At 70.3% G+C, this 21,737-nt stretch carries 24 protein-coding genes; 11 read left to right on the top strand and 13 right to left on the bottom strand.

Annotated elements, in window-relative coordinates; all coding sequences use genetic code 11:
- Positions 1-153: 153 nt before the first annotated feature.
- From FCN18_RS11015 to rsmD, 10 genes are all read right to left on the bottom strand, one after another.
- Positions 154-1,275 (bottom strand): HAAS signaling domain-containing protein, encoded by a 1,122-nt coding sequence (locus FCN18_RS11015; RefSeq protein ID WP_137094774.1) that lies wholly within the window; start codon positions 1,273-1,275, stop codon positions 154-156.
- Positions 1,272-1,595: a PadR family transcriptional regulator gene (locus FCN18_RS11010; RefSeq protein ID WP_112271874.1), complete on the bottom strand. Its 324-nt coding sequence runs from the start codon at positions 1,593-1,595 to the stop codon at positions 1,272-1,274. The genes FCN18_RS11015 and FCN18_RS11010 overlap by 4 nt, the downstream gene beginning before the upstream one ends.
- An 88-nt stretch (positions 1,596-1,683) precedes the next feature.
- Complete coding sequence (gene mutM / locus FCN18_RS11005) at positions 1,684-2,550, bottom strand: bifunctional DNA-formamidopyrimidine glycosylase/DNA-(apurinic or apyrimidinic site) lyase (protein ID WP_112271873.1); 867 nt, start codon at positions 2,548-2,550, stop codon at positions 1,684-1,686.
- A gap of 117 nt (positions 2,551-2,667) precedes the next feature.
- Positions 2,668-3,405: a ribonuclease III gene (rnc, locus tag FCN18_RS11000; protein ID WP_112271871.1), complete on the bottom strand. Its 738-nt coding sequence runs from the start codon at positions 3,403-3,405 to the stop codon at positions 2,668-2,670.
- A gap of 11 nt (positions 3,406-3,416) precedes the next feature.
- Positions 3,417-3,599, bottom strand: a complete 183-nt coding sequence (rpmF, locus tag FCN18_RS10995) for a 50S ribosomal protein L32 (protein ID WP_110342243.1) — start codon at positions 3,597-3,599, stop codon at positions 3,417-3,419.
- Between the two features lie 78 nt (positions 3,600-3,677).
- Positions 3,678-4,280 (bottom strand): YceD family protein, encoded by a 603-nt coding sequence (locus tag FCN18_RS10990; RefSeq protein WP_113642322.1) that lies wholly within the window; start codon positions 4,278-4,280, stop codon positions 3,678-3,680.
- Between the two features lie 82 nt (positions 4,281-4,362).
- Positions 4,363-5,088 carry a flotillin family protein gene (locus FCN18_RS10985; protein WP_112271867.1) on the bottom strand — a complete coding sequence of 242 codons (726 nt, stop codon included), beginning with the start codon at positions 5,086-5,088 and terminating at the stop codon, positions 4,363-4,365.
- A 111-nt stretch (positions 5,089-5,199) separates the two neighbouring features.
- A complete protein-coding gene (locus FCN18_RS10980) occupies positions 5,200-5,613 on the bottom strand; it encodes a ribonuclease domain-containing protein (RefSeq protein ID WP_112271865.1) in 414 nt (137 codons plus the stop codon).
- 49 nt (positions 5,614-5,662) lie between these two features.
- Entirely contained in the window at positions 5,663-6,145 is a 483-nt protein-coding gene (coaD, locus tag FCN18_RS10975; protein ID WP_112271863.1) for a pantetheine-phosphate adenylyltransferase, read from the bottom strand.
- A gap of 28 nt (positions 6,146-6,173) precedes the next feature.
- Positions 6,174-6,737 carry a 16S rRNA (guanine(966)-N(2))-methyltransferase RsmD gene (rsmD, locus tag FCN18_RS10970; protein ID WP_113642321.1) on the bottom strand — a complete coding sequence of 188 codons (564 nt, stop codon included), beginning with the start codon at positions 6,735-6,737 and terminating at the stop codon, positions 6,174-6,176.
- A gap of 119 nt (positions 6,738-6,856) precedes the next feature.
- On the opposite strand from rsmD, the gene FCN18_RS10965 reads away from it, so the two are divergent.
- From FCN18_RS10965 to FCN18_RS10955, 3 genes are all read left to right on the top strand, one after another.
- Positions 6,857-8,980, top strand: coding sequence for a HelD family protein (locus FCN18_RS10965; RefSeq protein WP_137094772.1), 2,124 nt, complete (start codon positions 6,857-6,859; stop codon positions 8,978-8,980).
- A 37-nt stretch (positions 8,981-9,017) separates the two neighbouring features.
- On the top strand, positions 9,018-10,013 hold the full coding sequence (locus FCN18_RS10960) for an LLM class flavin-dependent oxidoreductase (RefSeq protein ID WP_206077864.1): 996 nt from the start codon (positions 9,018-9,020) through the stop codon (positions 10,011-10,013).
- 74 nt (positions 10,014-10,087) lie between these two features.
- The gene (locus FCN18_RS10955; protein ID WP_137094770.1) at positions 10,088-10,810 is read left to right on the top strand and encodes a SagB family peptide dehydrogenase; all 723 of its coding nucleotides are present in this window, start codon (positions 10,088-10,090) and stop codon (positions 10,808-10,810) included.
- Here FCN18_RS10955 and FCN18_RS10950 read toward each other — a convergent pair.
- Positions 10,803-11,807, bottom strand: coding sequence for an RCC1 domain-containing protein (locus FCN18_RS10950; protein WP_137094768.1), 1,005 nt, complete (start codon positions 11,805-11,807; stop codon positions 10,803-10,805). The genes FCN18_RS10955 and FCN18_RS10950 overlap by 8 nt on opposite strands.
- A gap of 327 nt (positions 11,808-12,134) precedes the next feature.
- On the opposite strand from FCN18_RS10950, the gene FCN18_RS10945 reads away from it, so the two are divergent.
- The gene (locus tag FCN18_RS10945; RefSeq protein ID WP_137094766.1) at positions 12,135-12,734 is read left to right on the top strand and encodes a DUF6801 domain-containing protein; all 600 of its coding nucleotides are present in this window, start codon (positions 12,135-12,137) and stop codon (positions 12,732-12,734) included.
- A gap of 96 nt (positions 12,735-12,830) precedes the next feature.
- A complete protein-coding gene (locus tag FCN18_RS10940; protein WP_137094764.1) occupies positions 12,831-14,183 on the top strand; it encodes a DUF6801 domain-containing protein in 1,353 nt (450 codons plus the stop codon).
- Positions 14,184-14,375: 192 nt separating this feature from the next.
- Here the strand turns inward: FCN18_RS10940 and FCN18_RS39045 are convergent, their stop codons facing one another.
- Positions 14,376-14,525: a hypothetical protein gene (locus tag FCN18_RS39045; RefSeq protein WP_158303088.1), complete on the bottom strand. Its 150-nt coding sequence runs from the start codon at positions 14,523-14,525 to the stop codon at positions 14,376-14,378.
- Positions 14,526-14,655: 130 nt separating this feature from the next.
- Positions 14,656-15,315 (bottom strand): hypothetical protein, encoded by a 660-nt coding sequence (locus tag FCN18_RS10935; RefSeq protein WP_228713851.1) that lies wholly within the window; start codon positions 15,313-15,315, stop codon positions 14,656-14,658.
- 387 nt (positions 15,316-15,702) lie between these two features.
- Here FCN18_RS10935 and FCN18_RS10930 point away from each other — a divergent pair, with 387 nt between their 5' ends.
- The 6 genes from FCN18_RS10930 to FCN18_RS10905 all read left to right on the top strand — a co-directional run bounded on the left by FCN18_RS10930 (position 15,703) and on the right by FCN18_RS10905 (position 21,737).
- Positions 15,703-16,479 (top strand): MlaE family ABC transporter permease, encoded by a 777-nt coding sequence (locus FCN18_RS10930; protein ID WP_113642314.1) that lies wholly within the window; start codon positions 15,703-15,705, stop codon positions 16,477-16,479.
- Between the two features lie 7 nt (positions 16,480-16,486).
- Complete coding sequence (locus FCN18_RS10925; protein WP_113642313.1) at positions 16,487-17,326, top strand: MlaE family ABC transporter permease; 840 nt, start codon at positions 16,487-16,489, stop codon at positions 17,324-17,326.
- The gene (locus FCN18_RS10920; protein WP_137094762.1) at positions 17,323-18,600 is read left to right on the top strand and encodes an MCE family protein; all 1,278 of its coding nucleotides are present in this window, start codon (positions 17,323-17,325) and stop codon (positions 18,598-18,600) included. Before FCN18_RS10925 ends, FCN18_RS10920 begins: the two co-directional genes overlap by 4 nt.
- Before the next feature lie 157 nt (positions 18,601-18,757).
- Positions 18,758-19,768, top strand: coding sequence for an MCE family protein (locus FCN18_RS10915; RefSeq protein WP_137094760.1), 1,011 nt, complete (start codon positions 18,758-18,760; stop codon positions 19,766-19,768).
- The gene (locus FCN18_RS10910; RefSeq protein ID WP_137094758.1) at positions 19,765-20,748 is read left to right on the top strand and encodes an MCE family protein; all 984 of its coding nucleotides are present in this window, start codon (positions 19,765-19,767) and stop codon (positions 20,746-20,748) included. The genes FCN18_RS10915 and FCN18_RS10910 overlap by 4 nt, the downstream gene beginning before the upstream one ends.
- Positions 20,745-21,737 carry an MCE family protein gene (locus tag FCN18_RS10905; RefSeq protein ID WP_137094756.1) on the top strand — a complete coding sequence of 331 codons (993 nt, stop codon included), beginning with the start codon at positions 20,745-20,747 and terminating at the stop codon, positions 21,735-21,737. Before FCN18_RS10910 ends, FCN18_RS10905 begins: the two co-directional genes overlap by 4 nt.

Raw genomic sequence — 21,737 nt, 5'->3', positions numbered from 1 at the left:
CACGCGAGGCCTACCACGCCATCCAAGCCGACCTCGCCAACCTCACCACTTGACCTCTATAGGAGCATCCATCACTGCGTTGAACGCAGTGATGGTGGCCTTCACTGCGGTCGGGGTGAGCCACCTGGGGCACGGCCTGCGCAGGCCGTGTTGCTACTTCGGAATCGCCGCCGTGAACGGGATCTCGTCGCTCTCGGAGCACGAGGGCCGGTAAGCGTTGTAGCCGTTGTAGTTGCCCTCGTCGTCGTAGCCGCCCTGCTCGATCTGCGGCCGGGGGAACCGGTTGTCCCTGCCCTGCGTGATCCTCGACTGCGTCGACTCCTCGCACCCGTAGCGGGGCACGGTCAGCGGGCGGCCGTCCTCGGTGTAGAGGTACACGTCGCGCAGCGGCTTGCCGTCGGCGTCGAAGACGTAGACGTTCTCCAGCTGCTCGTCGCCGTAGAACAGCCCGGGCTCGCCGTCGTAGGACGTGTTCGACGTGTACTGGTACGGATACTCGGTGGTCGAGCCCTCCAGCGAGCTGGCGAGATAGCCCACCATGCCCGCGCCCATGGCGAGCACGAACACCGAAACGGGCACGCTCGCCCACAGCAGCCTCCGGTCCGTGCCGGATCTCGGACCCGCCCACAACGCTAGCGCGGCGACGCCGACGAACACCGGCAGCACGAGGATGGCAGCGCTGTTCCTGATCACCAGCAGCAGCGCCGACAGCCCCATCAGCACCGCGCACAACACCCACCACGCGGGCGCCATCGTCCGCAGGTGAGCGGCCAGCGAGCTCGCGCGGCCCGAGACGCCCGACCACACCCGCCGGACCTCCGGCAGCTCGGCCACCGGGCCCGTCCCCTTCGACCACACGTACCAGCCGGCCGCGGCGAGCGCTGGCACGATCACGACCAGCGCGGCGAGCAGGTCGGCGTCGAACTCGCTGCCGACCGCGAAGCCCACGAGCGCGAGCGCGCCGACACCGAGTACCAGAACCCAGAGCGATAGCCGCGCGGCGGCCCTGCGCGAGCCCTTGGGTTTCCCAGCACCCTCGGCAGGCGGCGGATAGTCACCGGCGGCCCGCACCTCGGCCGCGTAGCTCTCGGGGGAGCCGAGCTGCTCGGTCATCGCCTCGACGGTGGCCCGCTCGCCGAGCCCCTCCGCGATCTCCAGCAGGTGCGGCCGGACGTCCTCGACGATCTCGTCGACCTCGGCGGCGGGCAGATCGGCCAGCGCCGTCCGCACCCGGGCCAGGTAGGCACGAACGGCGGGCGGGTTCGGTGTGCTCATCGTGCGTCTCCCAACAGGCTGTTCATCGTGGTCGCGAAGGTCTGCCACGTCTTCACCGACTCGGCGAGGCGTGCGCGGCCCTGCTCGTTCACGCTGTAGTACTTGCGGTGCGGCCCTTCCTCGCTGGCGACGACGTACGAGGCGAGCAGTCCCGCCTTGTACAGCCGTCGCAGCGTGCCGTACACCGAGGCGTCACCCACCTCGTCGAGGCCCGCCTGTCTCAGCCTGCGCAGGACGTCGTAGCCGTAGCCGTCCTCTTCGCTCAGCACCGCGAGCACAGCGAGATCGAGTACGCCCTTGAGTAGCTGGCTGATCTCCACCGCGTCCTCCAGTTGTGCGCTAGCGACGCTACCACGCAATGCGCAGTAGTGTGCACAGCGACCGGCCCCTTCGGCCGGATCGGGTGGATCAGCGAGTGCGCGCCCTCGGTTTCGGCTGGCAGCGCGGGCACGAGAACGACGAGCGGTTCATGAACGGATCGCGCCGGATCGGGGTGCCGCAGCGGCGGCACGGCTCGCCCACCCTGCCGTAGGCGTCGAGCGAGCGGTCGAAGTAGCCGGACTGGCCGTTGACGTTGACGTAGAGCGCGTCGAACGACGTCCCGCCAGCCACCAGCGCCTCGGCCATCACCTCGGCGGCCGCGGCGAGCACGGCCCCGGCCTGCTTGACGGTGAGCCGTTCCGTCGGCCGCGCCCAGTGCAGGCGGGAACGCCACAGGGCCTCGTCGGCGTAGATGTTGCCGACGCCGGATACGAGCGTCTGATCGAGCAGCGCGCGCTTGACCTCGGTGCGCTTGGCCCGCAGCAGCCGCACGGCGAGCGCGGCGTCGAAGAGCGGGTCCATCGGGTCCCGCGCGATGTGCGCGATGGTGTTCGGCACCGGCGTGCCGTCCACCTCGACGAGCTCGGCGAGCGCGAGCCCACCGAATGTGCGCTGGTCGACGAACCGCAGCTCGGGGCCGCCGTCGGCGAAGCGGAACCGCGCGCGCAGGTGCTTCTCGTCAGGGGCGCCCTCGGGCTGCACGAGCAGCTGACCGCTCATGCCGAGGTGGGCGAGCATGGCCTCGCCGTCGGCGAGATCGAGCCACAGGTACTTGCCACGGCGGCGGGCGGCCTCGATCTTGACGCCGCCGAGACGGCCGGTGAAGTCCTCGACGCCGGGAACGTGACGCCGGATCGCGCGGGGATGGAGCACCTCGGCCGAGGCGATGACCCGCCCCGCGACATGCCGTTCAAGACCGGCGCGAACGGTCTCCACCTCGGGAAGCTCTGGCACCGGACCAGTTTAGTCGGGTGGCTCAGCGGCCCTCATGCAGTGAAGGCCACCTTCACTGCGTTGAACGCAGTGAAGGTGGCCTTCACTGCAGTCGGGTGAGTAGCGAGACGCTGTGGGTCAGCTTTCCTGGACCGGCTTGAGTTCCTCGGAGAGGGCGCGCCAGGCCGACTCGGCGGCCTTCTGCTCGGCTTCCTTCTTGGTCGTGCCGTCGCCCTGGCCGAGGTTGCGGCCACCGACGAACACGGTCGCGCTGAACTCCTTGCGGTGGTCCGGACCGGTGTCCTCGACCTTGTACTCGGGCACGCCGAGACCGGCCGAGGCCGTCAGCTCCTGCAGGCTGGTCTTCCAGTCGAGCCCGGCACCGCGCAGCGGCGCCTCGGCGAGCAGGTCGTCGAAGAGCCGGTGCACCAGCTCCCGCGCCGCGTCGATGCCGTGCGCGAGGTAGGTCGCGCCGATGACGGCCTCGAGTCCGTCGGCGAGGATGCTCGCCTTGTCCCGGCCGCCGGTCAGCTCCTCGCCCTTGCCGAGCAGCAGGTGCGCGCCGAGACCCCCCTCACCGAGCCCGCGGGCCACGCCGGCCAACGCGTGCATGTTGACCACGCTGGCGCGCAGCTTCGCGAGCTGGCCCTCCGGCAGCTCGGGATGCCGCCGGTAAAGATGATCGGTCACCACCAGGCCCAGCACCGCATCCCCGAGGAACTCCAGACGCTCGTTGGGCGGCAGCCCGCCGTTCTCGTACGCGTACGAGCGGTGGGTCAGCGCAAGCGTCAGCAGCTCGGTGTCGAAATCGACACCGAGCGCCTCGAGAAGTGGTGTGGGATCCGCTGCCGGGCCGGTAGGCGACTTACCCCCCATAGCCGACAGCCTCAGGCGGGCTCGACGACCTGACGACCGCTGTACTGGCCGCACGCCGGGCAGGCGACGTGCTGGGGCTTGAGCTGCCTGCACGCGCGGTTGGGGCAGGCCACCAGCTCAACCGGCGCGGCCTTCCACTGGGCACGGCGCGAGCGGGTGTTGGAACGCGACATCTTCCGCTTCGGGACGGCCACGACTGGTTCTCCTCATCAGGGTCTGCTCGCGGGTGCGAGCGTGCTTGCCGAATTGGTCGAGCTGCTGCTCGCCGGGCTTTACCGGTCCGAGCCGTTCGCCGGGTTCTCGCCTTGGTTGTCCCCAAAGCGCTCGACCAGCGCGGCCCACCGAGGGTCTATCGTCTCATGCCCGTGTCCGGGCTCGAGATCGGCCCACTTCACGCCGCATCCCGGGCACAGTCCGGCGCAGTCCTCGCTGCACAACGGCACCAGCGGGAGTGCGAGGACGATGGCGTCGCGGACCAGCGGCTCGAGGTCGATCTTGTCGTCGACGACCCGGCTGACCTCGTCTTCCTCGGTGGTCTCGTCGGTGGTCGAGTCCGGGTAGGCGTACAGCTCGGTGAGGTCGACCTCTACCTCGTCGGCGATCGGGTCGAGGCAGCGCGAGCACTGGCCGGTGGTCGGGGCCGAAGCCGTGCCCGTCACGAGCACGCCCTCCACCACCGACTCCAGCAGGAGGTCGAGCGCGATGTTCGCGCCCTTGGGCACGACGATCACGTCGGGCACGCCGAGCGGTGTGTCGACGGGCACGTCGCGCCGGAGCGTACGGCTGGAGCCGGGGCGGCGGCCCAGCTCATGGGTGTCGAACAGCCACGGGTTGCGCGCGTCGGGGCGCGCTGGGCTGGTGCTTTCGTCAGGCATCGGATTCTTCGAAGTCGAGTGGCAGGGCGGCGCGGGCGCCGGATCCGGCGAGCGCCTGATCCAGGGTACGCCCACGTCCCCGCTAGTGAGCCTGGTAGTCGTAGACGACTCCGCGGCCGCCGCCGAGGTGCGGGGTGCCGCGCAGGTGGTTGCGACCGGAGTCGACCGTGCGCAGCGTCGAGGACAGCAGCTCGGAGAACTCGGCGAGCTTGCCGTCGACGTACGCGTCGCATTCGGCGCGCTGCCGGTCGGCCTCGGCGTGCGCCTCGTCCACGATGCGCGCGGCCTCGCCGTGAGCGGCCTGCACGACCTCGGTCTGTGCGACGAGCCGGGCCTGCTCGTGCCTGCCCTCCTCGACGGCGCGGTCGTAGGCGTCGCGGCCGGCCTGCACCATCCGCTCGGATTCGGCGCGCGAGCGCTCGGTGAGGTCGCGGTACTCGGCCTGGCCAGCGGCGACGGTGCGGTCGGCCTCGTCGCGCGCGTCGGCGAGCAGCTGGTCGGCCCGCGCGCGGGCCTCGGCGACGAGCCGTTCGGCCTCGGCGGTGGCCTCGGAGACGGTGCGCTCGGCCTCCTCGTTGGCCGTGCGCACGGTGGTCTCGGCCTCCTCGCGGGCACGCTGGACGATCTCGTCGCGCTTGTCGAGCACGTCCTGGGCGTCGTCGACCTCGTTCGGCAGCGCGTCCCTGATGTCGTCGAGCAGTTCGAGCGCGTCACCGCGCGGGACCACACAGCTGGAGGTCATCGGGACGCCCCGCGCCTCTTCCACGATCGTGACGAGCTCGTCGAGAGCCTCGAACACCCGGTACACGGCAACTCCCTCGCACCATCGACCCCACGTGTGCAGGACTCCAGTCTGCCCGGTCGGGAGGGAGATTGCCGTGACCGTGTGCACGCGGGCGTGTCAAGCCCCTCGGTGCGATCAGATCTGGATCAGCACGAAGCTCTCGTAGTGGTCGGCTGTGTAGAAGTACTCGCCGCCGTCGCCGGTGACGATGCGCCTCGCGCCGCGGTCGTCACTGCCGGGGGTCTCGACGGTGTACTCGGCGTAGTAGCCGGTCTCGCAGTCGGGAAGCAGGCCCTCGCGGTTCTGGAAGGTCGTGCCGTCCTGCGGATAGGGGTAGGGCCCTCCGGCCTCGATCAGCTCGTAGGTGTCGGTGGCCTCGGGCGGCAGGTCCCCCAGCGGCACCTGTTCGAAGCCCGAGGTGTCGCCGCACTCGGCCGGTGCGGCGGCCAGTGGTTGGGCGGTGACCGTGCTCGCGCCTCCGAGCAGGGCACCGAGGGCGACGATCAGGGCCAGCAGGACTGCGGTGACGCGTGATCGGTAGTTGGTCATTTTCGGACCGTAACCGGATCACGTGATCAACATGTGGCCTTTCCGTGAACTATTCACGTTCCCGGAGCTTGGCGAGAAGCCGCTCGTGCACGACCTCGGGCACCATCTGCGAGACGTCTCCCCCGTACGTCGCGACCTCCTTGACCAGCGAGCTGGACAGGAAGCTGAAGGCGGGGTTGTTGGACATCAGCAGCGTCTCGACGCCGGAGAGCTCGCGGTTCATCTGCGCCATCTGCAACTCGTAGTCGAAGTCGCTCACCGAGCGCAGGCCCTTGGCGATGGCCGCGATGTCGTGCTGGCGGCAGTAGTCGACGAGCAGCCCGTGCCAGGCGTCCACGCGCACGTTGGGCAGTTTCTCGGTGACCTCGCGCAACATCTCGAGGCGTTCCTCGATCGAGAACAGGCCCTGTTTCTTCTTGTTGATCAGCACGGCCACGACGACCTCGTCGAAGAGCTGCGCTGATCTCTCGATGATGTCGAGATGTCCGTTGGTCGCTGGGTCATAGGAACCGGGACAAACCGCTCGCCGCATGGGGCGGACGCTACCAACCGGGGGCGCCTCACGCGCGAGATGTGACGCACTCCGCCCAGAACAACGCGGTGTCGCCGTAGCGCTTCGTGCGCAGGGACTCCAGTCCCTCCGGCCAGCGCGGCTCACCGTCGCGCAGCGCCCGCTCGACGATCACCAGGCCGCCCTCGGCGACCCAGCCCCGCGCCACCACGTCGCCGAGCACCGCGGCCAGGCGCTCGCCGTCGAGGTCGTAGGGCGGGTCGGCCACCACGACGTCGAACGGCTCCGCGCACGGCTCGGCGACCACGGCCTCCACCTTGCCGTGCCGCACGGAGCCGCCGAGGCCGAGCAGGGCGACGTTGCCGCGCAGCACCTCGACGGCTCGCCGGTCGGCCTCCACGAACAGCACCTGCTCGGCGCCCCGCGAGAGCGCCTCGAGACCGAGCGCTCCGGACCCGGCGTAGAGATCGAGCACGCGCGCGCCGTCGAGCTCGCCCGCGACGTCGAGCGCGTTGAACAGGGCCTCGCGCACCCGCTCCGAAGTCGGTCTCGTGCCGCGCGGCGGGACCCGCAGCTTCCTGCCGCCAGCCCGCCCGGCCACGATCCTGGTCACCCGGCCATCTTCTCAACCCGGTCCGGACTGTGACTCGTGCCGGGACGTGGTGAACCCCCGCCGGGGAACGCGTATTGTCGTTCTTCCCCTTCCCGGCGATTTTGCTGCAGGAGCGCTGAGTGTCGGAACCTCGGGTCAGACGGGCCGAGATCGCCATCGAACAGTCCCACGTGGACCGGGTTTACGCCCGGCTCGCGGAGCTGCGCACCCAGGCCGAGGCCATGCGCGCGAAGGGGTACGAGATCGGCCACGGAGCCCAGCGTGAGGCCGTGTTCGAGCAGGCGTCGATGCTGTTCGAGCGGGACATGATGGTGTACCACGCCAACCAGACGCTGCAGACGCTCGACGCCGAGTACGAGGGCCTCGTGTTCGGCAGGCTCGACCAGATCGGGCCCGAAACCGTCTACGTCGGCAGGCTCGGCATCCGCGACGCCGAGTTCGAGAACCTGGTCACCGACTGGCGCGCGCCAGCCGCCGCCGCGTTCTACCAGGCGACGGCCGAGGAGCCGATGGATGTGGTGCGGCGCAGGGTGATCCGCTGCTCCGGGCAGGCAGTGCTCGATGTGGACGATGACGTGCTCATCCCCGACGCGGTGCCCGACGACATGAACGTGGTCGGCGAGGGCGCGCTGATGGCCGCGCTCGGCCGCGCTCGCGGCGAGAAGATGCGCGACATCGTCGCCACGATCCAGAAGGAGCAGGACGAGGTCATCAGGGCGCCGTGGCGCGGGGTGACCGAGATCACCGGCGGCCCCGGCACGGGGAAGACGGCCGTGGCCCTGCACCGCGCCGCGTACCTGCTCTACCGCTACCGCCGCCAGCTTGGCGGCGCTGGTGTGCTGGTGGTCGGCCCCTCCGGCGTGTTCACCAACTACATCTCGCGTGTGCTGCCGTCGATGGGCGAGACGAACGTCGAGCTGCGCGCGCTCGGCCAGGTGCTCGACGGCATCGAGGCGACCCACCACGACCCCGCGCCGCTCGCGGCGGTCAAGGGCTCGCTGCGCATGCGCAAGGTGCTGCTCAAGGCCATGCGCGACACCCCGCCGGACGCACCGACCGAGATGAGGATCGTCTACCAGGGCGAGGTGCTCAAGCTCGGCCCCAAGGAGCTGGAGCGCGTGCGCCGCAAGGTGCACGGCCACGGCGGCCCGCCCAACCGCGCCCGCGTGCGAGCGGCGGAGACGCTGCTGGAGGCGCTGGCAGACAAGGCCGAGGAGTACGCGAAGGCCGACGACCGCACGATCGACCGGCAGGAGCTGATCACGGCGCTCGGCGAGCGGATCGACTTCCACCGGTTCCTGGTGGTGTGGTGGCCCGTGCTCTACCCGGCCGAGGTGCTCCGCTGGCTCGGCGACGAGCGCAGGCTCACCCGCGCCGCCAAGCAGGTGCTGAGCCGCGAGGAGATCTCGCTGCTCGCGGCGTCGATGGCCGACCGCTCGCAGGGCTGGTCGATGGCCGACATCGCGTTGCTCGACGAGCTGCGCGTGCTGATGGGCCCGCCGCCGAAGCGCCGCAGGAGGCAGCGGCTGGAGCTGGACGCCGAGCAGCAGCGCGACTCGCGCGAGCAGACCACCCGCGGCAGGCCGGAGCACTACGACGAGTACTCCCACATCGTGGTGGACGAGTCGCAGGACCTGTCCCCCATGCAGTGGCGGATGGTCGGCAGGCGCGGCAAGTACGCGAGCTGGACCGTGGTCGGCGACCCGGTGCAGAGCTCGTGGCCCGACCCGACGGAGGCGGCGCAGGCGCGCGACCAGGCGTTCGGCGCGCGGACCGCGCGCAGGCGCTACACGCTGCGCACGAACTACCGGAACTCGGCGGAGATCTTCGACCTCGCCGCGCGCGTGGTCGCCGGGCACGCCGGCGAGGACGAACTGCCGCATGCGGTGCGCACGACGGGCCTGGTGCCGCAGGTCAAGGCCATCGAGCCGGCGGGGGCCGAGACGGCCGTGCAGACGGCGGCGAAGGAACTGCTGGGCGCCGTGGACGGCACGGTCGGCGTGATCTGCGCCATGGACCGGGTCGCCGAGGTCGGCGGCTGGCTCGCGGGCCAGGACGAGGAGCGGCTCAAGGTCGTCGGCAGCCTCGACGCCAAGGGCCTCGAGTACGACGCCGTGGTGCTGCTGGAACCCACCGAGCTGATCACGGAGTCGCTCACCGGGCGGCGGGTGCTCTACGTGGCGCTCACGCGGGCCACGCAGCAGCTGACCGTGCTGGCCTCTGACGAGGAGTGGCTCGGGTAGGGAATTCCAGCACAGCCGCGGGGCGTTGACCTTGGGCGTGACCTCCCTGCGTGACATCCCGTTCTCCGTGCTGGACCTCGCCCCCGTCGTGAGCGGGGGCGACGCGGCCACCGCGTTCCGCAACACGCTCGACCTCGCCCGGCACACCGAGCAGCTCGGCTACCACCGCTACTGGCTGGCCGAGCACCACAACATGCCGGGCATCGCGAGCTCGGCGACGGCCGTGCTGATCGGCCACGTCGCCGACGCGACCGAGCGGATCAGGGTGGGCTCCGGCGGTGTGATGCTGCCCAACCACGCGCCGTTGGTCGTGGCCGAGCAGTTCGGGACCCTCGAAGCCCTGCACCCCGGCCGGATCGACCTTGGCATCGGCCGGGCGCCCGGCACCGACCAGCGCACCGCCTACGCGCTGCGCGGCGCGGCGGGGCTGTCCGCGGAGGACTTCCCGCAGCGGCTCGCCGAGCTCATCGCCTACTTCGAGAAGGACGAGGAGCGCCCGGTCAACGCCGTGGCCGCCGAGGGCAACCGGCCCCCGGTGTGGCTGCTCGGCTCGAGCGGGTTCAGCGCGCAGCTGGCCGGGATGCTGGGCCTGCCGTTCTCGTTCGCCCACCACTTCAGCTCCGAGAACACGCTGCCCGCCGTCAAGCTCTACCGCGACTCGTTCCGCCCTTCGGCCGTGCTGGACGAGCCGTACGTGATGCTCGGCGCCGCCGTGACCTGCGCGGAGACCGACGAGCAGGCACGCTGGATCGCGGGCCCGAACGGGCTGACGTTGCTGAGCCTGCGTAAGGGGCGGCCGATCCCGCTGCCGACGCCGCAGGAGGCCGCCGACTACCCGTACACGGACCTGGACCGCGCGTTCATCGAGGACCGGATGGCGAGCAGCATCGTCGGCTCGCCGGAAACCGTCCGAAAGGGACTCGAGTCGCTGCTGGCCGACACCGAAGCGGACGAGATCATGGTCACGACGATGGTTCACGACCACGCCGACCGCCGCCGTTCCTACGAACTGGTCGCCGAGCTCGTGAACTAGAAACCGGAGCTCACTCGGACGGGTTACCATGCGATGGTCCATACAGGTGACAGGAGCCGGGTCCGGAGGTGTCGATGGGCGGCCGCGAGACCACCGAGCGTGCCTTGGCGGTGCACCGGCTGCTGAACTCCCAGAGTCCGGACTCCGCGCGGCCGCTGCCGCACGGTCGCCGGTTCCCGCTCCCGGACGTCCACCCGCCACAGGCCGACCTGGTGGCGACGCTGGCCCGGCGCCGCTCGTCGTACGCCTACGCCGACCGTGACCTCCAGCTGACCGCGCTGAGCGCGTGGCTGCGCTTCTCCGTTGGCGTGCAGCGGTTCGTGCCCGCGTTCGGCGTCGCCGACTACCCGCTGGGCATGGCGCCGAGCGCGGGCGGCCTCGACATCCTGCGCGCCTACCTCGTCGTCCGCAGGGCCGAGCAGATCGACCCCGGCGTCTACCGCTACGAGGCCGTCTCGCACGAGCTGGTTGAGCTGAGCGACGCCGACCCGGTGCCCGCGCTCGAACACGTGTACCTGCAGCCGGAGTTCATCCCGAGGGCCGCGGTGTCGCTGGCGCTGACCGCGCGGCTGGACGTGGCGTTCGACAAGTACCCGCTGCGGCACTACCGGACGCTGCACGTCGACACCGGCGTCGCGGTGCAGAACCTCTACCTCGTCGGCACCGCGCTCGGGCTCGCGTGCTGCGCCGTCGCCGGGTTCGACGACGCGGCGCTGGGCACGCTGCTCGGCGTCACCGAGACCGAGATCCCCACCATGCTCTTCGCGGCGGGGCACGCGGCCACCCAGCTCACCTGATCGCCACCGTGTAGCGGTCGCCAGCGACGACGTCCTGCACGCCCGAGCCCCATGTGGCGGCGGGGAACGACAGCACGGTCTCGCGGTTGTAGCCCCAGCCGAGCACACGGCCCGTCTCGGTCAGCGCGACGTTGTGCTGCCAGCCGGCCGAGATGGCGACGATGCCGGACGCCGTCGCGGCGGGCGGGGTCGCGCGGCCGAACTTGTTGCTGCCCCACGCGACCACGCTGCCGTCGGACTTCAGCGCCAGCGCGGTGCTCCAGCCCGCGGAGATCGCCACGACGCCGGACCGCGCCTCGGGAGGCACGTCCGTCTGCCCGACGGTGTTGACGCCCCACGCCACCACGCCGCCGTTCTTCAGCGCGAGGTTGAAATCCCCTCCGGCGGCGATCGCGGTGACCCCCGAGGACGCCTCGGGAGGCACGTCGTCGCGCAGGCCCCAGCTCACCACGCTGCCGTCGGACTTCAGCGCGAGGCTGTGGAACGCCAGCGAGGACACGTCGACCACGCCGGAGCGGGCCGCCGCCGGGACGTCGGTCTGGCCGAACCAGTCGTTGCCCCACGCGACCACACCGCCGCCGACCACGGCGAGGCTGTGTCCCCAGCCCGCCGCGATGGCGCTGGCCCCCTGCGCCTGCCGCGGCACCACCTTCTCCCCGTAGAGATCCCGCACGTAGTACCGCGTGCCGACGGCGTGGACGCCACCGTCCTCCTTGCGCGCCAGGAAATGCACGCCGCCGACCGCGACCTCGGCGACGCCGGAGGACAGCTCGGGCGGGATGGGGTTGGTCACGCTCGTCACCCACACCTGCACCGCCCCCGAGGCGGCTGTGCCGACGCCGCCCTGCGCCGTCGAGGGCTGCCCGGCGCGAACCGGCGCCGGGCCGCCCGGCGCCGCCGCGGCCGACGCGGTCACGCCAAGCAGGCCCGCGAGCAGCAGGCCCGCGAACGCCTTGGCGATCCTCCGCCCGCGCCGTCCGGCGATCACTCCCCTCACGAACCCTCCGCATCACCCGCGCCCACAATCTCCGAACGCGTGCGACGATAACCGCGAGGGTTGCCGAACACTAGCCGGAACTAATTCGACGTGTCATTCTCATAATTTCGTGACAAAGGTTTGGTGTGACGTTTTATTTCCGGTGACAAGTTCCGGGTCTACGCCTTGTTCACCCTGCAACATGCATTTAATCTACTCGCTGGTAGCCGCAGCGGGTCGGCGTCCACAGCAATCCAGAAATGCACTGCACCGTAGGAGAGAACTGCCACTAAGGAGATTTCAGCAATGGGGCGAAGAATCAGGGACCTCGTGGCCAGTGTAGCCACAATGGGATTAGTAGCCGCCATCTCCGGCTTCGTCGGGGCGGGCTCGGCACAGGCGGCCGCGGACGTGACCTACTCGAGCCAGACCCTGCGCTACGAATGCTCGTACCCCGTGATCGGGTTCGACTACCTGGACGTGCAGATCGAGTTCAAGGCCCCCGACTCGGTTCCCGCCAACAGCCAGTTCATGCCCTACGACATCGTCGCCACCGCGACGGTGCCGCAGAACGTCGTCGAACTGCTCTACTACGTCGCCGGGATCGACGGCGTCCGCGGCACGGCCGACGGCTCCGTCGACCTCACCAACGGCAGCCCGGGCACGGTCGACATCGGTGATCTCTCCGTCGCCGAACAGTTCATCCCCGACCCGCCCGCCGACTTCCCCGTGATCGCCGAGCAGGTCGGCAGCACGGTGGTCCCGACCATCACCGCGGGCTCGCCCGGCGTCCTCTCCGCCAACATGGGCGACTACTTCGCGGCGTCACTGGACTTCCACTACTACAACGCGACACCGGAGTGGCAGGGCCCGGAGACGTTCGAGTGCTTCCTCGACACCACCAGCCCGCAGAACACCGCCTTCTCGCCGAACATGACCGTCTCCTGACGGCCATCGGCACCGGCACGGACCGGTCCGATCACCGCGCGGTGATCGGACCGGTCTTGCCCGCGTCCGGCCCGTCTTCCACATCGAGGTGACCACGTGCTCCACAACCTTCGCCGAGGCAGCCGCAAGATCGCCGTCGCCGCCGCGCTCCTGCTGCTGGCCGCCGGGCTCAACGGCGGGCTCGCCGGCGCGGGACCGGCACCGGCGAGGCAGCCGGAGCGGCTGGTGAAGGACCTCGGCTACACCTGCGCATTCCCGGAGCCCGTGGGCAGCAGGCCGTTGACGATGTCGATCAGCACCAGGCCGCTGCCGGAGAGCGTCGCCGTCGGCGACCCGGTGTCACTGGAGCCGTTCGAGGCGGCGCTCACGTTGCCGGAGGAGACGTGGCGGGCGCTCGCGCCGCTCGGCGAGCCCGCCGCGATCGGCGGCACCGCGGTGGTGACCCTCACCGTCACCGAGGGCGCCGCGGCCACCCCGGTGCAGGTGGAGCTGACACTGCCGGACGCTCCGCTTCCCGATGCGGGGCCCGTGACCCTGGCGGCGTCGGCGCCGGTCCCACCGGTCGCGACGACCACGGTGGGCGTCGCGCTCGCGATCTACGCCGAGGCGCCGCTGCCCACGCTGACCCCGAAGCTCGCGGACGGCACCCCGAGCACGGACGCACCGCTGCGGCTGACGTGCTCACCCGAGCCAGGCCAGGAACCGCTGCTCGGCGAGATCCTCGTCGTACCACCGGGTTCCGCCGAGGCCCCGGACGGCGAGGGGCCGGCCGATCCCGGTGACCATGGCGGTCCGGCCGGCCCGGAAGCGCGACGGCAGGCGCAGGCCGCCGACGCCGGGCTGCCCGGCATCGCGGGCGGGGTCGACGAGCCTGCGCCGGCCGTGCTGATCGCGCCGCAGTTCATCCTCGGTGAGTCGACGATCGCGAAACTCAACACCGCCTTCGACCTCGGACCGGGAATGATGGTCAACGGCGGGCAGTTCATCCCGCCGCCGACCGTCACCGGCAACGTCGCGCTGCCGCCCGCGAGCACGCCGTTCAACGCGTTCGGCTTCATGCCCACCACGGGCAAGGCCGAGTTCCTGCCCGCGGAGGACGCAGGCGGCAGCATTCTCTCGGTCTCCGGACCGAACCCCGCCAGCACGCTCGACGCGCACAGCGAGGTGATCCTGCGAATCAGCGAGGTGCTCGTGAACGGCGTCCCGCTCGACGTCGGCCCGCACTGCCGCACCGAGTCGCCCGTGGTCATCGACATGGTCGGCAGCTACATCATCACCAGCGGCGGCACCGTCGGCACCGACCCGAACGCCCCCGAGGAGCGACACCGCGGCTTCACCATCCCGCCGTTCACCGGCTGTGGCGTCACGGAGTCCCTCGACCCGTTGGTGACCGGCCTGGTCTCCGGCCCCGGAAACCAGGCCACGATGACGCTGACCACCGTCCGCTGAGCCCACCGCAGTGAAGGTGGCCCTGCCTGCGTTCAACGCAGTGAAGGTGGCCCTGCCTGCGTGGAACCAGACGCAGCGGCGCGCAGCGCCTCCGTTTGGGTGGCGGTGGGAGACGGGGCGGGCGCAGTGAAGGCCACCCTGCCTGCGTTCAACGCAGTGAAGGTGGCCCTCACTGCGGTCGGGCATCCGGCATCAGTCGTCGTGGTGGGCGGTTTCCAGTGCCGGTTCGTTCAGACGGGCGCGGGCCGCCGGCGGGTCGAGAACGGTGACCGTGGCGCCGAAGGGCAGCAGCTGCCGCACGCCTTCGAGGCCGTGCCCGCGCAGGGTCGCACCCACCCTCATTCGGCAGGACATTCGTGATCGCCGATACCCGGCGGCAACCTCATCCGGGTCGCCCCCGTCGACTGACCGGCAAGCGAATCGCCGCCGCCCCCGGTGTGCCAGGGGACGGCGGCGACATCGGCGTTATGGCTCAGGTCTGCGTGACCGGCCTGCCGAGGTCGAGGCTGATCGTGTTGTCCGGTCCGGAGACCAGCGAGCTGAGCAGCCACGAGAAGATCGTGCAGTTGTCGAAGTCCGGAATCGTGTAGGTGCCGGAAACGGTGCCGCCGTTGAAAACGGTGAAGTTGTTCTCCGACACCATGTCGATCGACACCGGCTGTTCCGTGCGGCATTCCTTGCCCACCGGCGTGTAGAACACGCCCGCGACCCAGATGTTGCTGAGCTGGATGTACGCCTCGGCGTGCGCGTTCACCACACCCTGCACGAGCGTGCCCGTGACCGGAGTCGTCGGGATGATCGTCACGGTGGCGCGTACGGGGATGAACCCGGCCATGGAAAAACTCGCCTGCGACGGCGGCAGCTGGAGCGTGCCCGTCAGGTCGGCGCCGCCGGTGCGGGTGGTGACCGTTGTGGACAGTGTGCCGGGACCGAGTTCCAGCGTGCTCCCCGTCTTGGCGACCACGGACTCACCGGTCACGGGGTAGTTCACGGTGAACGTCGCCGCGGAGGCCGGCGTGGCACCGAGCACCGTGGCCACCAGCACGGCGGCGGCGACCCCGGCCGCCCGGAAAACGGTGGTGAAACCCCTTCTTCGAACACCACCCGAATTTGCCAGAGAACGACGTGACATAGGGCAGAACTCCATTTCGTGAGTTTGCGGTCCAGCACGCTACTGGCGAGTATGTTACGAGCGCACCCAAGGCTCGGCAACGGTCCGTGAAACCGGCCTCGGTTTCTTGTCACAGGTGTCGCAAAGGTGAGGATTCTCCTGTCATGTCACCACAAGCTGCGCCGTTCGGAGCAGCACACGATGCCCCTTTCGGCACGCCGGGAGTTTTGCGCATCAGAGCACAAACCCAGCGCGAAAATCTATCCGTTGGCGACAATTTTTCCCCGGTTACCAGGACGTGACCGGCGGATGCCGCGATCTGCCTTGCCCGAGCACACGGGCCCTGATTAACGTACCGACCGGTAATAAACGCGAGAAGAATGAGAACGCAATTCCTGGAGCACGCCGATGACGTCTTTCCCCGGCGCCGCCGCGATCCGGCAGACAGGCCGGCTCTACGCGCTGGCCCTGGACGTCCTGCGCTACCTGCCCCGGCGTCCGTTCCAGTTCCGCGAGTTCGTGCAGCAGTTCTGGTTCATCGCGAGCGTGTCGATCCTGCCGACGGCGCTGGTCGCGATCCCCTTCGGCGGCGTGATCGCGCTGCACGTGGGCTCGCTGACCAACCAGATCGGCGCGCAGTCGTTCACCGGCGCGGCGAGCGTGCTCGCGATCATCCAGCAGGCCAGCCCCATCGTCACGGCCCTGCTGATCGCGGGCGCCGGCGGCTCGGCGATGTGCGCCGACCTCGGCTCGCGCACCATCCGCGAGGAGATCGACGCCATGGAGGTGCTCGGGGTCTCCCCCATCCAGCGGCTCATCGTGCCGAGGGTGCTGGCCGCGATGGCCGTGGCGGTGTTCCTCAACGGCATGGTCAGCGTCGTCGGCGTGCTGGGCGGCTACTTCTTCAACGTCGTCATGCAGGACGGCACCCCCGGCGCCTACCTCGCCAGCTTCTCGGCGCTGGCGCAGCTTCCGGACCTGTGGATCAGCGAGCTGAAGGCGCTGATCTTCGGCTTCATCGCCGGCGTGGTGGCCGCCTACCGGGGGCTCAACCCCGCGGCCGGGCCGAAGGGCGTCGGCGACGCCGTGAACCAGTCGGTGGTGATCACTTTCCTGCTGCTGTTCCTCACCAACGTGGTGCTCACCGCGCTGTACCTGCAACTCGTGCCGCCGAAGGGAATGTGATCCACTCATGGTGAGCAGCCCCAACCGGGTACTGGAGTCGGTGGACCGCCGGTTCCGCTTCCTCGACACCCTCGGCGACGCGATCCTGTTCTTCCTGCGCGCGATCGCGTGGATCCCGCGCGCGCTGCGCCGCTACGTCCGCGAGATCGTCCGCCTGCTCGCCGAGGTGAGTTTCGGCAGCGGGGCGCTCGCCGTGATCGGCGGCACGGTCGGCGTGATGATCGGCATGACCATGTTCACCGGCGTGGTCGTTGGCATGCAGGGCTACACCGCGCTCAGCCAGGTGGGAACCGCCGCGTTCGCCGGATTCATCTCCGCCTACTTCAACACGCGCGAGATCGCGCCGCTCGTGGCGGGGCTCGCCTTGTCCGCGACGGTCGGCTGCGGGTTCACCGCACAGCTCGGCGCGATGCGGATATCCGAGGAGATCGACGCGCTCGAGGTGATGGGTGTGCCGAGCGTGCCGTACCTCGTGACCACACGGATCATCGCCGGGTTCGTGGCGATCATCCCGCTCTACGCCATCGGGCTGCTCAGTTCCTACGTCGCGTCGCGCCAGATCACGGTGTGGTCATTCGGCCAGTCGGAGGGCACCTACGACCACTACTTCGAGCTGTTCCTGCCGCCAGAGGACGTGCTGTGGTCGTTCGGCAAGGTGCTGCTGTTCAGCGTCGTCGTGGTGCTCACCCACTGCTACTACGGCTTCCGCGCGAGTGGAGGACCCGCGGGGGTCGGCGTGGCAGTCGGCCGGGCCGTGCGCACGGCGATCGTCGCGATCAGCGTGCTCGACTTCTTCCTCAGCCTGGCGATCTGGGGCGCCACCACCACCGTGCGGGTGGCCGGATGAGACCGCGGCCGGTACTGCGCAAGCTCGGTGTGCGGACGGCGGGCGTCGTCTTCCTGCTCGTGATGGCGCTGTTCGTGACCCTGTCGGTGAAGATCTACAACAAGGACTTCTCCCCCGCCGTGATGGTGACGTTGCAGACCGACCGCGTCGGCAACCAGCTGCGAGAGACTTCCGACGTCAAGGCGCGCGGCGTCGTGGTGGGCGAGGTGCGCGGCATCCGCAGCGTCACCGACGGCGCCGAGATCAGCCTCGCGCTCCACCCCGAGCACATCGGCAGGCTGCCCAAGGACGTCTCCGCGCTGCTCGTCCCCAAGACACTCTTCGGGGAGCGCTACGTGCAGCTGTCCATTCCGGACTCCTCGGCTCAGCCCCCGCTCTCCGAGGGCGACGTGATCACGCAGGACCGCTCGGCCAACGCGATCGAGCTGGAACGCGTCTTCGGCAACCTGCTCCCCGTGTTGCAGGCCGTGCAGCCGCAGAAGCTCGCGAGCACGCTCACGGCGGTGTCGACGGCGCTGGAGGGCCGGGGCGAGCAGCTCGGTGACACGCTGGTGACCGCGGCGGAGTATCTGGAGGAGTTCAACCCCAACCTGCCGCGGCTCAACGAGAACATCCGCGACCTCGCCGAGGTGAGCGGCCTCTACGGCGACATCGCACCCGACGTGCTCGACGCGCTCACCGACACCGCCGTGACCCTCGGCACCGTCTCCGAACGCGGCGCCGACCTCGACCTGCTCTACGCCCAGGTGACCACGGCCGCCCACGACGTGACGCGGTTCCTGCGGGAGAATGAGCACAACCTCATCCAGCTCGCCGCCACGAGCCGCGAACCGCTGGAGCTGGCGGCGCGGTACTCGCCGAGCTTCCCCTGCACACTCAAGGCGCTCGCGGAGCTGAAGCCGTCGATGGAAAAGGTGCTCGGCAAGGGCACCGACGAGCCGGGGCTGCACTTCGAGGCGGAGGTCACGCAGTCGCGCGGCAAGTACGTGCCCGGTGTGGACACCCCCGGCTACGACGAGACCGGCGGCCCGCGCTGCTACCCGAGCGGCGTCCCGCCCACGGAGGGCGTCGCCGCCGCGGCGCCCGGAACCGACGCGCACCCGCTGCTGCCGGGCAGCCCGGGCGATCTGGGGCTGCCGAACTCGCCACAGGAGCGACAGCTGCTGTCCACCGTGCTCGCTCCCGAGCTGGGCCTGCCGCCCGGTCAGGTGCCGGAGTGGAGCAGCGTGCTCGTCGGCCCGCTCTACCGGGGAACGGAGGTGGAGCTCAAGTGAAGCCCCCACCAACCGCAGTGAAGGCCACCTTCACTGCGTTGGATCAACACAGCGGCGCGCCGCGCCTCCGTTTGGGCGGTGGTGGGAGACGGGCGGGCGCAGGCATGGTGGCCTTCACTGCGGCGGCGCGTACCGGCTCGGTCACCGGGGAGGCGCCATGAGGAAGATCGCCGGGCCCGTCATCAAGGGCCTGATCTTCGTGCTCGTCACCGGGCTCGCGACGGCGCTGCTCGCCGTGTCGATCGCGGGCACCAGCGTCGGCGACCGCAGCACCTACCGCGCCCGGTTCGTCGACGCCACCTCGCTCAACCCCGGCGACGACGTCCGCATCTCCGGCGTGCGCATCGGCCAGGTCGACGAGCTCACCGTGGTGGACCAGCACCTCGCGCTCGTGACGTTCTCGGTCGACCGCACGCGCGAGCTGCCCGCCGACGTCACGGCGACCATCCGCTACCGCAACATGGTCGGCCAGCGCTACATCGCACTGGAGCGCGGAGCCGAGCGCGAGCAGGGCACGCTCGCCCCCGGCTCCGAGCTCCCGCTGGAGCGCACCAAGCCCGCACTCGACCTCACCGAGCTGTTCAACGGCTTCCAGCCGCTGTTCCAGGCGCTCTCCCCCGCCGACGTCAACCGGCTCTCCGGCGAGATCGTGCAGGTGTTGCAGGGCGAGGGCGGCACGATCGAGAGCCTGCTCGCGCACACCGGCTCGCTGACCTCGGCGCTCGCCGACCGCGACCGCGTGATCGGGCAGGTGATCCGCAACCTCAACTCGGTGCTGGACACCATCAACACCGAGGGCGACGCCCTGTCCACTTTGGTCTCCACGCTGCAGCGGCTCGTGAGCGGACTCGCAGGGGACCGCAGGGCGATCGGCGAGGCCATCGAAGGCATGGGCACGCTCACCGACGCGACGGCAGGCCTGTTCGAGCTGGCCAGACCCCCGCTCAAGCAGAGCATCGCCGAGCTCGGCGGGCTCGCCGCGAACCTCGAGACCGGCGAGGCCGAGCTCGACCGCTTCCTCACCACGCTGCCGGAGAAGTTCACCGAGCTGGGCCGCATCAGCTCCTACGGCGCCTGGATGAACTTCTACCTCTGCCGGGGGCTGCTGCTCACCGATCCGCCGCAGGGCTACACGCCCGACCCTCCTCCCGAGAGGTGCACGCGATGACGTCCTTCCGCGAGCGCAACCCGGTCACCCTCGGGGTGGCCGGCACGGTCGCGATCGCCGCCGTCGTCGCCGCGGTGATCAACTACGAGACGTTGCCGATCGTCGGCGGGGGCACGACCTATCAGGCGGAGTTCAACGAGGCCGCGGGGCTGCAGCCCAGCAACGAGGTCCGCGTGGCCGGCATCAAGGTCGGCGAGGTGACCGAGGTGGACCTCGCCGAGGACCGCGTGCTCGTCACCTTCCGCGTCTCGGACACGTGGGTGGGCGACAAGACCTCCGCCGAGATCAAGATCAAGACCCTGCTGGGCCAGAAGTTCCTCGCGCTGCACCCGGTCGGCGACACGGTGCAGGACCCGGACGTGCCGATCCCGCTGGAGCGCACCACCACGCCCTACGACGTGACGACGGCGTTCGAGGGCCTCGCCAGCACCGCGGGCGCGATCGACAGCACGCGGCTTGCCGAGAGCTTCCGCACCCTGTCGGAGACCTTCGAGGGCTCGCCGCGGCACGTGCGCACCGCGCTCGACGGGCTCTCCGCGCTGTCGCGCACGATCGCCTCCCGCGACGACGAACTCGCCGGCCTGCTGGCGAACGCGCGCACGATCTCGGGCACCCTCGCCGACTCGGGTGACGAGTTCGAACGGCTCATCCAGGACGGCAACCTGCTGCTGACCGAGCTGCACAACCGCCGCGACGCGATCCACGACCTGCTCACCGGATCACAGCGGCTCGCCGAGCAGATCTCCGGCCTCGTCGCCGACAACCGCGAACAGCTCACGCCGGCGCTGCAGCGGCTCGGCACGGTCACCGACGTCCTCCAGCGCCACACCGCAGACCTCGATCGCAGCCTCGAGCTGGCCGCGCCGTACTTCCGCGTCGTGAACAACACCATCGGCGCGGGAAGGTGGCTCGACAGCTACCTGTGCGGCCTCGTCGTCGAGAAACGCCCGTACTGCGACATCCCGGGAGGTGGCTCGTGACGGCGACCAGGCTGCGGTTGCGGCTCACCCGCGTCACCACCGTGCTGCTCGTGCTGGGCTTTGCGTTCGCGGCCGGGCTGTGGTGGGTGTTCGCCGACGACGGCGACAAGCGCGTCACGGCGTACTTCTCCCGCGCGGTGGGCGTCTACCCCGGCTCGGACGTGCGCGTGCTCGGCGTGCGAGTCGGCCAGGTCGAGCAGGTGACCCCGCGCGGCGAACGGGTGGAGGTGACCTTGACCCTGGCGGCCGATGCCCCGGTCGCGGAGGGCACCGGCGCCGTGGTGGTGGCGCCGAGCGTGGTCGCCGACCGGTACGTGCAGCTGCCCGCCCTCGCACGCGGCGGTCCCCGGCTCGCCGACGGCGCCGTGATCCCCGCCGAGCGCACCGCCACGCCCGTGGAGCTGGACGAGCTGTACGCGAGCCTCGACAGCCTCGTCAGCGCGCTGGGCCCGGACGGAGCGAACGCCGACGGCGCGCTGTCGGACCTGCTCGACACCGGCGCCGACAACCTGCGCGGCAACGGCTCCGCGCTCAACCAGACGATCCGCGACTTCGCCGACCTCTCGCGGACGCTGTCCGGATCGGAGGACGACCTGTTCGCCACCATCGAGGAACTGGCCCGCTTCACCGACGTGCTGGCAGGCAACGACGGCCAGGTGCGTCAGGTCACCGGCCAGCTCGCGCAGGTGTGGGAGACGCTCTCGGCCGACCGCGAGGAGCTGTCCGCCGCGCTGCACACGCTCGGGGTCGCACTCGGCGAGATCCAGGGCTTCATCCGGGACAACCGAGCCGCCCTCCAGTCCAATGTCGGCAAGCTGGCCGAGACCACCCAGCTGCTGGTGAACCACCGCGCGGAGCTGGCCGAGGCGCTCGACGGCGTTCCGCTGGCCGTGGAGAACGCGTACAACACGTTCGATCCGCGCAGCCAGACGCTGCAGGGCCGCGCGAACCTCTTCGAGTACCTGCCGCTGCCGAGGACGGGAGGGTGA

Source organism: Prauserella endophytica (assembly GCF_005146945.1).
GTDB classification, from domain to species: domain Bacteria; phylum Actinomycetota; class Actinomycetes; order Mycobacteriales; family Pseudonocardiaceae; genus Prauserella_A; species Prauserella_A endophytica.
Note: the sequence above shows the minus strand (reverse complement) of the source record. Positions and strands in the feature narration are given on the sequence as shown.

Coding starts and splice junctions, on each gene's coding strand:
- FCN18_RS10915 (WP_137094760.1), top strand. CDS start 18,758: ATGAGGAAGATCGCCGGGCCCGTCATCAAGGGCCTGATCTTCGTGCTC.
- FCN18_RS10920 (WP_137094762.1), top strand. CDS start 17,323: ATGAGACCGCGGCCGGTACTGCGCAAGCTCGGTGTGCGGACGGCGGGC.
- FCN18_RS39045 (WP_158303088.1), bottom strand. CDS start 14,525: ATGAGGGTGGGTGCGACCCTGCGCGGGCACGGCCTCGAAGGCGTGCGG.
- FCN18_RS10910 (WP_137094758.1), top strand. CDS start 19,765: ATGACGTCCTTCCGCGAGCGCAACCCGGTCACCCTCGGGGTGGCCGGC.
- FCN18_RS10990 (WP_113642322.1), bottom strand. CDS start 4,280: ATGCCTGACGAAAGCACCAGCCCAGCGCGCCCCGACGCGCGCAACCCG.
- FCN18_RS10925 (WP_113642313.1), top strand. CDS start 16,487: ATGGTGAGCAGCCCCAACCGGGTACTGGAGTCGGTGGACCGCCGGTTC.
- FCN18_RS10935 (WP_228713851.1), bottom strand. CDS start 15,315: ATGTCACGTCGTTCTCTGGCAAATTCGGGTGGTGTTCGAAGAAGGGGT.
- coaD (WP_112271863.1), bottom strand. CDS start 6,145: ATGCGGCGAGCGGTTTGTCCCGGTTCCTATGACCCAGCGACCAACGGA.
- FCN18_RS10955 (WP_137094770.1), top strand. CDS start 10,088: ATGGGCGGCCGCGAGACCACCGAGCGTGCCTTGGCGGTGCACCGGCTG.
- rnc (WP_112271871.1), bottom strand. CDS start 3,405: ATGGGGGGTAAGTCGCCTACCGGCCCGGCAGCGGATCCCACACCACTT.
- FCN18_RS10980 (WP_112271865.1), bottom strand. CDS start 5,613: ATGACCAACTACCGATCACGCGTCACCGCAGTCCTGCTGGCCCTGATC.
- FCN18_RS10930 (WP_113642314.1), top strand. CDS start 15,703: ATGACGTCTTTCCCCGGCGCCGCCGCGATCCGGCAGACAGGCCGGCTC.
- FCN18_RS10945 (WP_137094766.1), top strand. CDS start 12,135: ATGGGATTAGTAGCCGCCATCTCCGGCTTCGTCGGGGCGGGCTCGGCA.
- FCN18_RS11015 (WP_137094774.1), bottom strand. CDS start 1,275: ATGAGCACACCGAACCCGCCCGCCGTTCGTGCCTACCTGGCCCGGGTG.